Here is a 14,416-nt window from a genome sequence, read left to right on the forward strand (position 1 = left end):
GCGGCCTCCCGGTGGGTCTTCAGTTCGCGGACGGGTATTCGTATTGGTAGACGCCGCTCACCGCGCGGCCCGAACGGGAGCGCGGCACGCCGTTGAGGACCAGGCCGTGGGCGGGGACGCCGCTCTGCTCCAGCTGGTGCAGCGCCGTGGCCACCTCGCGCAGGGACTGGGTCGCCGCGCGCACCACGGCGAGCCGCACGCCCGCGTGCCGGCCCACGAGCGCCGCGTCCGTCACCGCGAGGATGCAGGGCGTGTCGAAGAGGACGACGTCGTACTCGGCCGCCACGCGCGCGACGAACGTGTCGAACGTCGCGCCGGCCAGCAGCTCCGCCGGGTCCGGCGGGAGCGCGCCCGCGCCCAGGAACGACAGGCCGGGCGCGGCGTCCTGGAGCACGGCCTGCTCCAGGGTGGCGGTGCCCCGCAGCACTTCATGAAGGCCGGAGAGGCGCGCCTCGCGGAAGCACCGGTGCAGCCAGCCGCCGCGCAGGTTCGCGTCCACCAGCAGCACGCGCTGGCCCGTCTCCGCCATCACCCACGCCAGGTTGAGGGCGGCGAAGGACGCCCCGGCGCCGGGGGCCGTGCCGGTGAGGGCCACGACGTGGCTGCCCGCCTCCCTCATGGCCCGCTGGAGCCGGGTGCGCAGGCCGCGCAGGCTTTCGACGGTGATGTCCCGGGGGGCGCCGCGCGCCAGGATGAGGGAGGGGAGGCGGGGCCCCTCCGCGCGGTGGGGGCCCGTGGGGACGCTGGCCAGCACGGGCACCGCGAGCGCGGACTCCAGGGCCGCGGGGTCGGTGACGCCCGGGTGCAGCGACCGGCGCGCGAAGGCCAGCGCGACGCCGGCCACCAGCCCCAGCACCAGGCTGACCGCGAACACGTCCGGCTTCGTGGGGCGCACGGGCAGGCGCGTCACCACCGGCGCGTCGATGAGGCGCGCGTTGGTGATGTTGCTCGACTTGAGCACCCGGTACTCCTGGGCCTTGTTGTGCAGCTGGAGGTACAGCTCGTTGGCCACCTTCACGTCGCGCGTGAGCTGGGCGGACACCCGCTCCGCGTCCGGGATGCCCTTGAGCCGGGCGCTGAGCGCGGCCTGCTCCGTGCGCAGGCGCGAAAGCTTGCGCTCCGTGGCCACGAGCAGCGGGTGGTGCTCGGTGAAGCGCTGCCGCAACTCCGAGCGCTCCAGCGTGAGCGAGGAGATGTCCTTGTCCAGGTCCGCGCTCCGGTTGAGGACGGCCTGCACCTCCAGCGCCAGGTCCACGCCGCCCTTGTTGGCGCGGTAGTCGCGCAGCGCGGCCTCCGCCTGCTCCAGGCCCTGGCGCAGGCCGGGGAGCTGGCTGTCCAGGAACGACAGCGTGCGGCCCGCGTCGTCGCTGCGGCGCTCCACGTTGGCGTGCACGTACGCGTCCGCGATGGTCCGCAGCGTGGTGGTGGCCTGCACCGGATCCGGCCCCTCCAGGGTCAGGTTGAGGACGCCCGTGCCGGTGCCCTTCTCCGCCATGCGCAGCGTGCGCTGCAGCTCCTCCACCACCGCGAGCCTCGAGCGCCGCGTCAGCCGGAAGCGCGTCCCCGGCCGGGCGCGCAGCTCGGTGACGTCCAGCTCCACCTCGTGCGTCGCGCCCGCTTCCGACCGGGCGCTGGTGCCCGCGACGCCGTGGAGGACGGCGCGCCCGTCGGGGCCCCACAGCGTGAACGCGCCGTCGGCCTGCGCCACGAGCGTGAGGGGCTCGTCCTCCCACTCCGTGGGCACGTTCAGCCGCTCCACCTGGAGCTTCTCCCCGCCCCAGGCGTACGAGGCCCGGCCCCACCACGGCACCGCCGCCAGCTCCGGCCCCTCGTGCGCGCGGGCCCAGGCCGCGCCCACCAGCGGGAAGTGGTGGGGCTCCACGCTCACGCCCAGGTTCAGCGTGTCCGCCACGCGCCCCAGCAGGGCCCGGGAGCCCAGGACCTCCATCTCCGTGGCCGCCATGCTGGGCGCGTCTGGAATCAGCGCGTCCAGCTGGCCCAGGCTGCTGGCCTTCTGCTCGATTTGAAGGATGGCATTGGCCCGGTACACCGGCGCCGTGGTGAGCAGGTACAGCCCACCCACGCCCAGGGCCAGGGCGACGGACGCCGCGATGGTGCCGCGGCGCTCTCCCAGGATGGCCAGGTATCTGCCCAATCCCAGCTCATCATCCTGCGTGCCGGGGCCGGGGCGGGGCGGCGTCACGCGTTGGGGGGTGCTCGTCATGGGTTTTCGATGATGATGGTTCTGTCTCCGATATCCACTGCCTGCCAGAGCAGCTGAACTGTTGGCTGGATTTGCTCGATGATCCGGTTCCACCGCGTCAAGTCGTGCGCGGAGACGAAGACAACGTCGCGTGGCTTTAATTGGAACTGCTCCGCCAGGAGCAGCGCGTCCGGCGACTTCGCGTCCAGCTTGAAGATGGAGGGGCGGTCGAAGCTGCCCCGGATGACATACACGCGGCTCGGGTTGGACGTGAGCGGGTCGAAGCCCTCGGTGTCGCCAATGGCTTCCGCCAGCGTCATCCGCCCCTTCACCATCACGCGGGAGGACGGCTTGCGGACCTCCCCCAGCACGAAGACCTTGTTGCGGCTGCGGTCCGCCACGTTGACGATGTCGCCGTCCTGGAGGAGCCAGTTCTGGCTGGTGTCCCCCTGTTCGTAGAGGGCCTGCAGGTCGAGCGTGAAGGTGGCGCCGCCCCGGCTGAGCGTGACGGTGCGCAGGTCCGCCTCCGTGGAGAAGCCCTTCGCCTGGGCGATGGCGTCCTGCACGCGCAGGGGCACGTCGGTGATGGGCAGGGTGCTGGGGGCCACGACCTCGCCCGTCACCTGGACCTTCTGTCCCCGGAAGCCCACCACGCGCACGTCCAGCTGGGGCTTCTCGATGACGCTCGCCAGCCGCTGCGTGAGCAGCTCGCGGATCTCCCGCAGCGTCTTGCCCGCGACGGGGATGACGCCCACGTGGGGGTAGAACATCGTCCCGTCCGCGGCCACCGGGTGGCCGGTGGTCTCCGCGGGGCGGAACTCGCCGGCCGGGATGGTGAGCTCCGGATGGTCCCAGACGATGACGCTCAGCACGTCGTGCGCCGTCACCCGGTAGTCATAGTCCGTGGCCACCCCGGCCAGCGGATCCACCCGGGGCGTGGGCCGCACCTGCTTGCGCGCCTCCAGCTGGTGGCTGATGAGGGACGCGTCGATGGGCACGATTTCATAGGCGCCGTCCGTGCCTGCGTCTGCCTTTCCGGCATAGCGCTCCCGGAAGGCGTCCTCGTCCATCTGCATTCCCGGGCCCCAGGCACATGCGCTCATGCAGAACACCGCGGCCAATAGCAGGGCATGTTTCATAAGGCGGGGAATCTTCCGGACAAACCGTGCAAGCGTAAGCCCCGGGTAATGCCAAATGTCTGGAAGCCGTTAGGGCCCGCTGGCGAGGTGACACATGCCCTGCCCTGGGGGGCCGGAAGGGAGCGAAGCGCTGGAATCAGGACATCGCCCTGCACCCCGGGGGGCGATGACGGACCCGGGGCGCGTCCCCATACCCTCTGGCTGTTTCAAGCGGCCGTCCGGCCACGCGCTTCGCCTCCAGGGGAACCCCGCATGAACCGAGTGACACCGTGGAGAGCCGTCCTCGTCCCCGACGGAGGCCAGCGCGCCGTGTCGTCTGACTATTTCCGCTCCGAGCAGCACCTGCGCGCCGAAGGGGTGACGCACAGCCTCATCGTGGAGGACGGAGCGGGGCGGGCGCTGCGGGTGCCGCTCATCGTGCGGCCCATCGAGGGGACGGGCTTCAGGGACGCGGTGTCGCCGTATGGGTTTCCCGGCGCGGAGCTGAACGGGCTCTCCGAGGTGCCGGTGGACGCCATCGACTGGCGGGGCACGGAGCTGGTCAGCATCTTCCTGCGCGACCGCATTGGCGGGCCGTACTGCTTCGCGGGAGGCCGGCTGCGCGCGGAGGTGTGCCTCATCGACCCGAAGCTGCCGGTGCGGTTCCGGAGCGACCACGGCGCGGACATCCGCCGCAACGCCCGGCGAGGCTACGTCAGCGCGGCGGTGCCGGCGAAGGACGCGCCACCGGAGCAGCGCGAGGCGCTCAAGGCCATCTACCGGCAGACCCTGGTCCGCAACCAGGCCGGGGAGCGGTACTTCTTCACCGACGCGTGGTTCGAGGAGGTCTTCACCTGTCCCTTCGCGTGGCTGGTGACGACGCGCGCCCCGGACGGGGTGGTGGCCTCCGCCGCGCTGGTGGTGCTGAGCGACGGGCTCCTGCACAACTTCATTGGCGGGACGGCGGACGCGTACCTGGCGCACTCGCCGGCGAAGAACGAGTTCCCGGTGATGGTGGAGCTGGCGGAGAAGCTGGATGCCTCCGTCCACCTGGGCGGCGGCGTCCGGCCGGGGGATGGCGTCGAGCGGTACAAGCGCGGCTTCGCCAACGCGATGTCCCGGTTCCACACGCACGACCTCATCTGTGATCCGGAGGCGTACGCGAGGCTGTCCCAGGGGCACGCGGGCGGGGACTTCTTCCCCGCCTACCGCGCGCCCCTTTCCTGACGTTCCTGTGCCGTTGGTGGAGGGGTTTCCATGGTCCTGTCACTTCCCCAGCTCCGCGAGGTCGCGGACGCCCGCTTCACGTGTCTGACGGAGCGGGAGCTCGCCGAGCGCCGGCGCGAAGAGGGCGTTCGCGTCATCTCCCACCGGGGACACTACTGGGAGCAGTCGGGGGCGCCCGGCTTCTTCCAGCCCGTGCACCTGCTGGCGCGCCTGACGCCGGAGGAGGCCACGCCGCCCACGCCGCTGGCCTGGGGCTACCGGGCGGCGCTGACGCCGGAGACGGCGAACGTCGCCACGGGCAAGGTCCCCGTGGTGCGGCTGAAGGACCTGGACACCTATGACACCAGCCGCCTGAACTCGAACCGGCGCAGCAAGCTGCGCAAGGCCCAGCGCACGGTGCGCGTCGTCCAGCTCACCGGGCCGTCGCTGCTCTTGGAGCAGGGCTATGGCGTCGTGCGGGATGCCCTGACGCGCACGCAGCACAAGAAGATCCCCACGCTGGACGAGTACCTCAAGGGCCTGCGGCAGTACTTCACGTCGGACCACTGGTGCGTGCTGGCGGGGCTGGTGGACGACAAGCTGGGCGGCTACCTGGACGGCTACATCGTGGACGGCGTCGCGTATGGCTTCAGCGCCTACTACGCGACGTGGGCGCTGCCGACGAACATCTCCACCGGCCTCATCTACGAGTTCGCGCAGGTCTGCCGCCGGCTGGGCGCCCGGACGCTGGTGGGCGGCCTGCACGCCCGCGAGGCGGCGCAGTTGGAGCAGTTCAAGGACGAGCTGGGCTTCGTGGTGGATCCGGTGCCCATCCACTGGGGCATGAACCCGCTGGCGCGCGCCTTCATCCGCTGGCGCCGCCCGCACGCCTACTACCGGCTGACGGGGCAGGCCTGAGCAACACGACGGGCCCGGAAGGGGAGGCCTCCGGGCCCGGGGCGGGACTACGGCGTCATCACGACCTTGATGCAGCCGTCCTCCTTGTCGCGGAACTTCTTGTAGAGGGCGGGGGCATCCGCCAGCCGGGCGCGGTGGGTGATGAGGCGCGTCGGGTCGATGGCGCCCGCCTGGATCTTCTCCAGCAGGGGCCGGGTGTAGCGGTGCGTGTGCGTCTGGCCCGTCTTCATGGTCAGGCCCTTGTTGACGAAGGCGCCCATGGGGAGCTTGTCCAGGAAGCCGATGTAGACGCCGGGCACGGAGACGGTGCCGCCCTTGCGGCAGCAGTAGATGGCCTGGCGCAGCGCGTGCGGCCGGTCCGTGGCCAGCTTCACCGCGGCCTTCGCCTTGTCGATGACGGCGTCCAGGCTGCCGGTGCCGTGGGCCTCCGCGCCCACGGAGTCGATGCAGCGGTCCGGGCCGCGGCCCTGGGTCATCTCCTTGAGGGTCTCGTAGACGTCCTGCTTCGTGAAGTCGATGGTCTCCGCCTTGCCCCAGGACTTCGCGAGCGCCAGGCGCTCCGGCACGTGGTCGATGGCGATGACGCGGCCCGCGCCGAACATCCACGCGCTCTGGATGGCGAACTGGCCCACGGGGCCGCAGCCCCACACCGCCACGGTGTCGCCCTTCTCCATCTGGCAGTTCTCCGCCGCCATGTAGCCGGTGGGGAAGATGTCGGTGAGGAAGAGGACCTGGTCCTCGGTGAGGCCCTCCGGAATCTTCAGCGGGCCCACGTCCGCGTACGGCACGCGCACGTACTCCGCCTGTCCGCCGGAGAAGCCGCCCAGCATGTGCGAGTAACCGAAGAGGCCGGAGGGCGAATAGCCCATCATCTTCGCGGCGGCCTCCGCGTTGCGGTTGGAGCGGTCACACAGGGAGAAGAGGGTCTTCTGGCAGAAGAAGCACTCGCCGCACGCGATGTTGAAGGGGACGATGACCCGGTCGCCCTTCTTGAGCTTCGTCACGCCGGAGCCCGTCTCCATCACCTCGCCCATGAACTCGTGGCCCAGCACGTCGCCGCTCTTCATGGTCGGCATGTAGCCGTCCAGCAGGTGCAGGTCGGAGCCGCAGATGGCAGTGCGGGTGACGCGGATGATGGCGTCACGGGGGTCTTCAATCTTCGGGTCGGGGGCGGACTCGTAACGGACGTCACCGTGGCCATGCCAGCAGATGGCTTTCATCGGGTGGGGCTCCTTCGTTGAAAGGCGTTTGGGCAAACCTGGGGACGTGCAACGTGCATGGCCAACGTTCCCGGCCTGCCGCCGTCTGGCTGTCTGGCGCTCGGAAGAGGGAGGGGCACGCCCGGCCCCGGCGTCGCGCCGCCCCTGGACAAAGCAGCGCGGAATCCACGTCGGGGATGCAATGGGACCCGGGGCCGATGCAAAAAGGGGTGTGGCCTCCGCACCCGTCCTCGACTTCGGCCGTTATCTGGGCACGCCGCTCCACCGCGTGGAGGTGGCGGGGCTCGTCCTCACGGAGAGCACGTACGCCCCTGGCGTCCGGCTGCCGTCCCACCGGCACCTGCACGCGGGCTTCCGGCTCACGTTGGAAGGCGGGTTCACGGACGTGGTGGAGGGGCGCGCGCGGGAGTGCACGCCCAGGTCGGTCGCCTTCCAGGCGCCCGGGCTGGAGCACGCGCAGCACATCCGGGGCGTGCGCACGCGCACCTTCAACATCGACTTCTCGGAGGCGTCGTGGCGGTCGCGGGGGGCGCTCGTCGCGGGGTTGGATCCGCGGGTGGACCTGGCGTCGGTGCGGGTGGCCACGCTGGGGGCGCGCGTGTACCAGGAGTTCCGGCGCGTGGACGACGTGGCGGCGCTGGCCATCGAAGGGCTGTCGCTGGAGCTGCTGGCGGAGGCGGTGCGCGCGTCGGCACCCGTGAAGGACGCCGCGCCTCCGGCGTGGCTCGAGCGCGTGCGGGAGCTGCTGGACGCGGTGCGGGGCCCGCCGCCCACGCTCGCGGCGCTGGCGCGGGAGGCGGGGGTGAGCCCGCTGCGGTTGGGGCGGGCCTTCCGCCAGGCCTGGCGGTGCAGCCCGGCGGAGTACCTGCGGCGCTCCCGCCTGGAGCGGGCGGTCCGGGCGCTGCGTGAGACGGCGCGGCCGTTGGGCGACATCGCGCTCGACGCGGGCTACTGCGACCAGAGCCACCTGACGCGCGAGTTCCGCCGCCGCCTGCACCTCACCCCGGCGGAGTACCGGCGGCTGGCGGGACGTGCATCCGGTTCCACGCGGTAGGTTCCGTCCAAGACGGGGGAGGGCGGGCGGCCCTATGTCCGGGGGCATGACCCTGGAATCGCCTTCCTTCCGCCGCGCCGTGGCCGTGTTCGCGGCGCTGCTGTGGACCGCCTGCGCGGGCTCCCGGCCCGTCCCCGCGGCTCCGGAGCCCAAGGAGCCCGCGGTGCGCCGCGTGGACTCCGGGCGCACGCACTGGGTGCTGCGTCCGTCCGAGGCCTACGACGCGCTGTGCCTGTTGAACCTGCTGCGCGGGGACGCGTTCTACACGCGCTTCTACCCGGCGGAGTTCCAGCGCTTCTCCGCGCTGCTGGAGGCCCCGGAACAGGCCGCGCTCACGCACCTCACCGAGCGGATGGCGAAGCAGGGCGGGAAGATGGTGGGGCCGTTCCTGACGCTGGTCTTCTCCGTCACGGAGGCCACCACGGTGGAGGACCTGGCGGCGACGGTGGCGGACGACGCGGCGTGGGGGCGGATGCGCGCGGACTTCCTGGCCACGTCGTACGGGAAGGAGGACGGCTTCGCGGAGGTGGAGGCCGTGCGCGAGGACCTGGGCGTCCTGCTGGCGTTCCTCGAGCGCGTGGAGTTCCCGCGCATCTGGCGCGCGGAGTACCTGCCCACGGTGGAGCACGCCATCGCGGGGCTGGCGGCGAAGGTGGCGCCGTACGACGTGGTGGGCTGGGATGAGCAGCTCCTGGGCAGGGACCTCCAGGTGGCGGCGTTGAACGCGCACGTGCTGATGTTCGCGAAGCCGCACGGCGTCCGCGTGACGGGGTGGAACTTCCTCACGGACGCGACGTACCCGGCGGCCGTCACGGTGAAGACGGCGGTGCATGAGCTGCTGCACCCGCCGTTCACGCGGGAGGGCGTGCTGGACGCGAAGCTGAAGGCGCTGGAAGCGGACCCCTACTTCCAGCGGCTCGTGCGCGAGCACGACCCGGCGTTCGGCTACACGACGGCGCGCGGCCTGACGGAGGAGGACTGCGCGGAGGCCATCGACGTCCATGTCAGCGAACGGGAGGGGTTGCTGCACGACCGGGAGGGCCGCCCGCTCACGGGCGCGGAGTTCTTCCGCGACCACGACGACGGCATGCACGTCCTGGCCTTCGTGCTCTACGAGGAGCTGAAGCGCGCGGGCCCTTCACGCGGAGGGACGTACGAGTCCTTCCTGCTGGGCCTGTTCGAGCAGGGCGTGCTCAAGCCCGGCGAGCTGGAGCGCCGCTTCCGCGCCTCGCCGGGGCACTACCCGGTGAAGGCGCTGGGTGAAGCGGCGGCGCGGTGAACCGGAGCGGCCTCCTTCACGGAGGGCTGTCCTGGGCCGTGCTCTTGTCCAGCCGGTCCTGGAGGGCCTTCCAGCCGCGGTTGCCCACCTCGCGGGCGCGGTCGAGCGTCTCGCCCGCGCCCTGGGCCACCTGCTCCGGAGAGAGCATCGCCGTGCGCTGGCGCACCCGGTCCATCCAGACCAACGGGGCGTAGAGCCGCTGCGCGCGGTCGGGGCCCAGGAGCACGGTGAGCACGTGCTCCAGGCCTCCGGCTCGCGCGAGCAGCGTGCGGCCCAGGAGCACCGTCGCGCGCGTCTGCTGGAACAGCGGCAGGCTGTCCCCGTGCTTGCGCAGGGACTCCGCGCTGGCGTGCACCTCGCGGCGCTCCGTCTCCTCCAGGTAGGGGCTGGCCGCGAGCTTGTCGAGCGACGCCGCGGCCTCCTCGTAGCGTCCGCGCCGGGTGTGGATGAAGGCCCAGCCCCACCACGTCAGCTCGTTCTCCACGCCCAGCGTCTGGAGCGAGCGCAGCCCCTGCTCGATGTCGTCCTCCGCGGCGCGCTCGCGCTTCAGGCCCATGCGGTTCCACGCGCGCAGGAAGTGCGCGGCCGCGAGCACCGCTTCGCGCGACTGCGCGGGCGTGCCCTGCTGGATGGCGGGGAAGGCCTCCGGCGGCAGGCGCTCCGTCTCGGTGAGGAAGCCGGTCAGCTCCTCCTCGGCGGCGTAGTGGTAGCCCGCCTGGCAGAAGGCGGTGCCCCGGCTGGCCTGCACCGCGGCGCGCAGGGGCGCGGGCCAGTTGGGGGCGGGCGTGGCGCGCGACAGTTCGTAGAAGACCAGCTCCGTGGCGGGGATGCGGTCGGACTTCTCCGCGGCGTCCAGCGCCAGCAGGGCGGCGGCGAGGAGGGCGTGCTCCTGGCCCGCGTCGTAGGAGGGCAGGGGCATGGACGCGCCCGAGGCCCACCGGGTCCACAGCAGGGGGAACTCGTCCTCGTCGCGCGTCTGGAGCGTCTTGCGCGCCTTGTAGAAGGCGATGCCCAGGTCCAGGTACGTACGGGCCGCCGCGCGTGTCACCTCGTCGTTGACGAACGTGTCAGGCAGCGCGCGCGTCTCCGCCAGGGCCTTCCAGAGCAGGGCCACCTCCTCCGGAGCCCGAGGGTCGTCCTCCGCGCGCACGGTGAGCTTGAGCGCGCGGTAGGGCACGAGCGCCACCGAGTCGCGGAGGCGTTGATCGATCTCCGCGCGCTCCTTCGCGGCGCGCTCGGCGTCGGTCTTCTGGCAGCCTCCGCACGCGGTGAGTCCCACGAGGAGGAGGGTGGCGAGGCGGTGGCGCAACCCTGTGCGCGCACGGGCGGAGTCCGTCATCCCGTGCACGCTAGCACCGGCCGGAGCCTGTCTCCCCACCGTGCGGGCTAGCGCGGGTCGAGCAGCGCGGCGAAGAGGTCGCGCGGATCCAACCCGGGCGGCAGGCCGGACACGCCGCCGTCGTTCACCTCCACCACCGCCCAGCCGCCGTCCTCCAGCATCGCCACGTCCAGCGTGAAGAACGGGGAGGGGATGCGGCGGCCCAGCGGCTCGAAGGCGGAGAAGTCCGGCACCTCCACGTCGAACTCGTGGTACGGCTCCGCCGCGAGCAGCCGGCCCCGGCCGAAGAACAGCCGGAACTCCAGGTGCGCGGGCCCCGCGGGCGTCCGGCCGTAGACCTTGAGCGGCAGGTAGCGGCGCACCACGAAGCCCCGCTCGAAGCGGTCGCCGCGCTCGTCGAGCAGGTTCTGGCAGCTGCGCTCGAAGTCCTCGCGCGTGGCGCCCGCCGGCACGAAGCACGCCTCCGTCCAGCGCTCCTTCGCGGACTTCACGTGGTCCTTGAGGATCCACGGCGGCGGTCCCAGCTTCCGTGCCGCCCGCCACGCCTCCGCCGCGTCCGGCCCCTCCGTCCAGACCGAGCGCGCGGTGTAGCCGGCCAGCCGGGGGTACCAGTGGGGCAGGTAGTGCGCGGCGGCGTACTGTTCGGGCGTCGTCGTCAGCTGGTGCCCCAGGGCCCGCACCGCTTCATCCAGCTCGCCGTACTCCTCCTCCGTGAGCATCCAGCCCCGGTACAGCAGCCGGAGGTGGCCCCGCTCCGGCACCCCCGTGAGCGCCCTGGCCGCGTCGCCCGACAGGAGGGCGGAGAGGTCCGCCTGGTACGTATCCACGCCCAGCGCTTCGGCCGCGTCGGCCTCCACGTCGAACGGATCCGGCTGGTGGGGGTTGCGCCCGAAGAGGATCGCCTTCGCGGCAGGGGGAGTGGGCATGCAGGTGGCCTTTCGTCGGGGAAGCGCTGGGGAACGGCGGGCCCACGCTGACGCGGGCACACGCGGGACCTGACACGGCCACGGCGGGCGCCGGAGGGCGCGACCGCGGGCGGCATGTCTGGACGAAGGGGCCTTCCAGGGGGCCGACGCCCCCGCACGGTGATGTCTGACAGAAGCGGCTCCGGAAGGCTTGCTTCACCGGGCTGCGGGCCCCTAAAGCGCCACCCCATGTCGAACCCTTCCGACCTCCTCCACGCGGAGCTGCGCCCCTACCTGCGTGGCTACCCGACGGCCTCCGTGTGCGCGGCGATGACGTGGCGGGGCGCGCTGCACGTCGAAGGCCTGCGCGGCAAGGGGACGCCTCCGGCCACGGACGCCCTCTTCTCCCTGGGGGCGCTCACGGAGGTCTTCACGGCGGCGCTGCTGTCGGTGATGGCGGAGCGCGGCGACGTGCGGCTCGACGAGCCCCTCGGGAACCTGATTCCCCTGTCGCTGATGAGCGACGAGGTCGCGCGGAGCATCACGCTGGAGCAGCTCGCGACGCACACCTCCGGGCTGCCGCACCTGCCGCCGAACCTGGACGCGGCCCCCCGCAACCCCGACGACCCGTTCGGCCAGTACTCCGCGGCCCTGTTCGGCGAGTTCCTGCGCAACTACCACCCCCGGCGGCCGCCGCCGCACCCGTCCTCCGAGTCCTTCCTGGGCATGGGGGTGCTCGGCCACGCGCTGTCCCGGCGCATGGCGCTGAACTACGGGCACCTGATGCGGGACGTGCTCTGCAAGCCCATGGGGCTGCTGGACACCACGGCGCGCGTCACGGAGGAACTGGCCCCGCGCCTGTTGCAGGGGCACACCGCGCGAGGCAAGCCCGTGCCGCCCTGGACCTTCCCGGCGCTGCCGGGTGGGGGTGCGCTGCACTCCACGGTGGGGGACGTGATGCGCTTCCTGGAGACCGGCCTGGGGCGGGGGGAGCGGTCCTTCACGAAGGCCCTGTTCCGGATGCAGGCGCCCCGGGTGAAGGCCGGGGCCTTCCAGCGCGGCCTGGGATGGAACGTGTCCCAGGTGCGCGGCAAGGACGTGGCGTGGCGCTCGTCGGTGATGGGCGGCTACGTGGGCTTCATGGGCCTGAGCGTCGCGGCGGACGCGGCCGTGGTGCTCCTGGCGGACCACGGCTGGTCGCTGTTCGCCGCGCTGCGGGGGCGCGTGCCCCTGGAGGCGCAGGGGCTCGCGCTGATGTCGCGGTTCCTGCCGTGAGCCGCGCGCTCAGGGGATGCTGAAGCGGTAGCTCTGGAAGCCGCCCGAGGACGCCATCTCGAAGTCGCGCACGTTGCGCGGGGCGCCGTTCTCGCTGCGCTGGGCGAGCTTGAAGTCGCCGGTGCCGTTGCTGGCCTGGAAGCGGAACTCGTACTGGCCCGGTTCGGTGGGCAGCGGGGCCGCGGACATCTTGGTCACGGCGAGGTTGCCGAAGCCCGGCAGGGGTTCGCCCTCCGGGCGGCGCACGGAGCCGATGGCGCGCAGGAAGGGCGAGCCGCCGGTGAGGATGAGGTACTGGGGTTCGACGGTGCGGGCGGGCTTCGCCGGCGCGGAGGGCGCGGGGGCGGGCTCCTCCGTGGTGCGCGCCGCGCGCTTCGACTTCGACGAAGGCTCCTCGCTGGAGGCGGGAGGGGCGGGCGGCTCTGCCGGTGCGGCCGTGGGTTCAGCGGGAGCGGCTTCGGCTTCGGAGGTCTTCCGCTTCGCGCCGCGACCCGGGGCCTTGCGCGAGGGAGCTTCGGCGGGGGGCGTCTCCGTGGCGGGAGGCGTTGCTTCCACGGTGCTGGCAGGAGCGGCGTCGGTGGCGCCCATCTCCGCCTGCGCCGTGGGCGTGGCGGGTTCCGAGGCGCTTTCCGAAGGTGACGGCGACGGAGCCTCCTGAGAGGCGGAGGCCTTCTTCGCGGAGGAGCCCTTGGGCATCTTCCCCGCGCGCTTCGAAGGAGTTTCGCTGGCGTCCGTCTTCGGTTCAGCCGTCTCCGAGGCCGATGCGGTCGGCTCGGGAGCTTGAGCGGACTCCTCGGAGGGGGCCGAAGCGGAGGCCTTCAGGGGCTCGCCGGCCGACGTGGGCTCCGCTGGGGGAGCCTCCGGGAGCTGTTCAGCGGGCTTCGATTCAGAAGCCTTCGCGCCTCCCTCCATCGACGCGGGCTCTTCCGCGGGAACCTTGGAGGACCGTCCGGCGGTCTTCGACGTGGAAGCCTTCGAAGGCGGTTCGGTCGGCGTTCCGGTTCCATCGAGTGCGGTAGAGGACTGCACGGTGGATGCCTTTGATGCGGAGTCCTTCGGAGCCTGCTCGGCGGCCTTCGCAGAGGAAGCCTTCGGAGCCTTCGAGGCAGGAGCCTTCGGCGTCTGCGCAGCGGGCTTCGTGACAGGCGTCTTCGGAGCCTGCGCGGCGGACTTCGCGGCGGGCGTCTTCGCAGCCTGTGCATCTGGCTTTGCGGCAAGGGCCTTCGGAGCCTGCGCGGCGGACTTCGCGGCGGGCGTCTTCGGCGCCTGGGCACCCGACTTCGTGGCAGGGGTCTTCGGAAGCTGCGCGGCGGACTTCGCGGCGGGCGCCTTCGACGCTTTGGCACCCAACTTCGCGGCAGGGGCCTTCGGAGGCTGCGCGGCGGACTTCGCGGCGGAGGTCTTCGGAGCCGGTGCACTGGACTTCGCCGCAGGCGTCTTCTGCGCCGGTGCGGACTTCGTGGCGGAGGCCTTCGGGGCCTGGGCAGCCTTCGCGGCGGGCTTCGCGTCAGGCTTTGCCTTGGAGGCCGGAGCCTTCGCCACGGGCTTCTTCGTCGCCGCGCTCTTCACCGCCTTCGCGGCCTGCTTCAGCTTCGAGGCCGCGGTCTTCAGCGCCTGCGCCACCGGCTTCGCGACCCCGGCCTTCTTCGCCGGGGCAGGAGCCTTGCCCCCGGTGGGACGGCCTCCGGGCTTCGTGGCGGCCTTGCCAGGGGCACTGCGGGACTTGGACGAATCAGGGGAGGCGGAAGGGCGGGTCGGGCGGCGCTGGGCCATAAAGTCATCCTCGGAGGACCCGAGCGGTCGGCGCCGTCGGCCCTCGTCCCCCGATGGCTAGTGCACCCACAGCCGCCCTGCAAGGCACACGTGCGGTGCGCGCACGCTTCCTGTCGTCCGGCGACC

11 protein-coding genes are annotated in these 14,416 nt (G+C 72.2%); 5 read left to right on the forward strand and 6 right to left on the reverse strand.

The features are described from left to right. Positions 1 to 19: 19 nt before the first annotated feature. On the reverse strand, positions 20 to 2,224 hold the full coding sequence (locus AABA78_RS13345; protein WP_338263362.1) for a polysaccharide biosynthesis tyrosine autokinase: 2,205 nt from the start codon (positions 2,222 to 2,224) through the stop codon (positions 20 to 22). Next, a complete protein-coding gene (locus AABA78_RS13350) occupies positions 2,221 to 3,306 on the reverse strand; it encodes a polysaccharide biosynthesis/export family protein (protein WP_338263363.1) in 1,086 nt (361 codons plus the stop codon). Before AABA78_RS13350 ends, AABA78_RS13345 begins: the two co-directional genes overlap by 4 nt. Before the next feature lie 345 nt (positions 3,307 to 3,651). Here AABA78_RS13350 and AABA78_RS13355 point away from each other — a divergent pair, with 345 nt between their 5' ends. Further along, positions 3,652 to 4,548, forward strand: a complete 897-nt coding sequence (locus AABA78_RS13355; RefSeq protein WP_338263364.1) for a GNAT family N-acetyltransferase — start codon at positions 3,652 to 3,654, stop codon at positions 4,546 to 4,548. Positions 4,549 to 4,578: 30 nt separating this feature from the next. Beyond that, on the forward strand, positions 4,579 to 5,445 hold the full coding sequence (locus AABA78_RS13360) for a hypothetical protein (protein ID WP_338263365.1): 867 nt from the start codon (positions 4,579 to 4,581) through the stop codon (positions 5,443 to 5,445). Between the two features lie 47 nt (positions 5,446 to 5,492). Here AABA78_RS13360 and AABA78_RS13365 read toward each other — a convergent pair whose 3' ends face one another. Continuing rightward, positions 5,493 to 6,665, reverse strand: coding sequence for a zinc-dependent alcohol dehydrogenase (locus AABA78_RS13365; RefSeq protein WP_171421428.1), 1,173 nt, complete (start codon positions 6,663 to 6,665; stop codon positions 5,493 to 5,495). A gap of 211 nt (positions 6,666 to 6,876) precedes the next feature. On the opposite strand from AABA78_RS13365, the gene AABA78_RS13370 reads away from it, so the two are divergent. Together AABA78_RS13370 and AABA78_RS13375 are read left to right on the forward strand one after the other, a co-directional pair. Continuing rightward, positions 6,877 to 7,719, forward strand: a complete 843-nt coding sequence (locus AABA78_RS13370; RefSeq protein ID WP_338263366.1) for a helix-turn-helix transcriptional regulator — start codon at positions 6,877 to 6,879, stop codon at positions 7,717 to 7,719. 46 nt (positions 7,720 to 7,765) lie between these two features. Then, positions 7,766 to 8,998, forward strand: a complete 1,233-nt coding sequence (locus tag AABA78_RS13375; RefSeq protein WP_338263367.1) for a hypothetical protein — start codon at positions 7,766 to 7,768, stop codon at positions 8,996 to 8,998. A 16-nt stretch (positions 8,999 to 9,014) separates the two neighbouring features. Here the strand turns inward: AABA78_RS13375 and AABA78_RS13380 are convergent, their stop codons facing one another. Beyond that, positions 9,015 to 10,337 carry a hypothetical protein gene (locus AABA78_RS13380; protein WP_338263368.1) on the reverse strand — a complete coding sequence of 441 codons (1,323 nt, stop codon included), beginning with the start codon at positions 10,335 to 10,337 and terminating at the stop codon, positions 9,015 to 9,017. A 47-nt stretch (positions 10,338 to 10,384) separates the two neighbouring features. Further along, positions 10,385 to 11,263 carry an ATP-grasp domain-containing protein gene (locus tag AABA78_RS13385; protein WP_338263369.1) on the reverse strand — a complete coding sequence of 293 codons (879 nt, stop codon included), beginning with the start codon at positions 11,261 to 11,263 and terminating at the stop codon, positions 10,385 to 10,387. A gap of 228 nt (positions 11,264 to 11,491) precedes the next feature. Between AABA78_RS13385 and AABA78_RS13390 the strand changes: the two genes are divergently transcribed. Continuing rightward, positions 11,492 to 12,517 carry a serine hydrolase domain-containing protein gene (locus AABA78_RS13390; protein ID WP_338263370.1) on the forward strand — a complete coding sequence of 342 codons (1,026 nt, stop codon included), beginning with the start codon at positions 11,492 to 11,494 and terminating at the stop codon, positions 12,515 to 12,517. A 9-nt stretch (positions 12,518 to 12,526) separates the two neighbouring features. On the opposite strand, the gene AABA78_RS13395 is transcribed toward AABA78_RS13390, so the two are convergent. Beyond that, complete coding sequence (locus tag AABA78_RS13395; RefSeq protein WP_338263371.1) at positions 12,527 to 14,290, reverse strand: hypothetical protein; 1,764 nt, start codon at positions 14,288 to 14,290, stop codon at positions 12,527 to 12,529. Positions 14,291 to 14,416 lie beyond the last annotated feature (126 nt).

It is taken from the genome of Corallococcus caeni, assembly GCF_036245865.1.
Lineage (GTDB): Bacteria > Myxococcota > Myxococcia > Myxococcales > Myxococcaceae > Corallococcus > Corallococcus caeni.

Bases quoted from the DNA above. Each gene is read 5' to 3' on its own strand.
- AABA78_RS13390 (WP_338263370.1), top strand. From the start codon at position 11,492: ATGTCGAACCCTTCCGACCTCCTCCACGCGGAGCTGCGCCCCTACCTG.
- AABA78_RS13350 (WP_338263363.1), bottom strand. From the start codon at position 3,306: ATGAGCGCATGTGCCTGGGGCCCGGGAATGCAGATGGACGAGGACGCC.
- AABA78_RS13360 (WP_338263365.1), top strand. From the start codon at position 4,579: ATGGTCCTGTCACTTCCCCAGCTCCGCGAGGTCGCGGACGCCCGCTTC.
- AABA78_RS13395 (WP_338263371.1), bottom strand. From the start codon at position 14,290: ATGGCCCAGCGCCGCCCGACCCGCCCTTCCGCCTCCCCTGATTCGTCC.
- AABA78_RS13365 (WP_171421428.1), bottom strand. From the start codon at position 6,665: ATGAAAGCCATCTGCTGGCATGGCCACGGTGACGTCCGTTACGAGTCC.
- AABA78_RS13380 (WP_338263368.1), bottom strand. From the start codon at position 10,337: ATGACGGACTCCGCCCGTGCGCGCACAGGGTTGCGCCACCGCCTCGCC.
- AABA78_RS13375 (WP_338263367.1), top strand. From the start codon at position 7,766: ATGACCCTGGAATCGCCTTCCTTCCGCCGCGCCGTGGCCGTGTTCGCG.
- AABA78_RS13345 (WP_338263362.1), bottom strand. From the start codon at position 2,224: ATGACGAGCACCCCCCAACGCGTGACGCCGCCCCGCCCCGGCCCCGGC.
- AABA78_RS13385 (WP_338263369.1), bottom strand. From the start codon at position 11,263: ATGCCCACTCCCCCTGCCGCGAAGGCGATCCTCTTCGGGCGCAACCCC.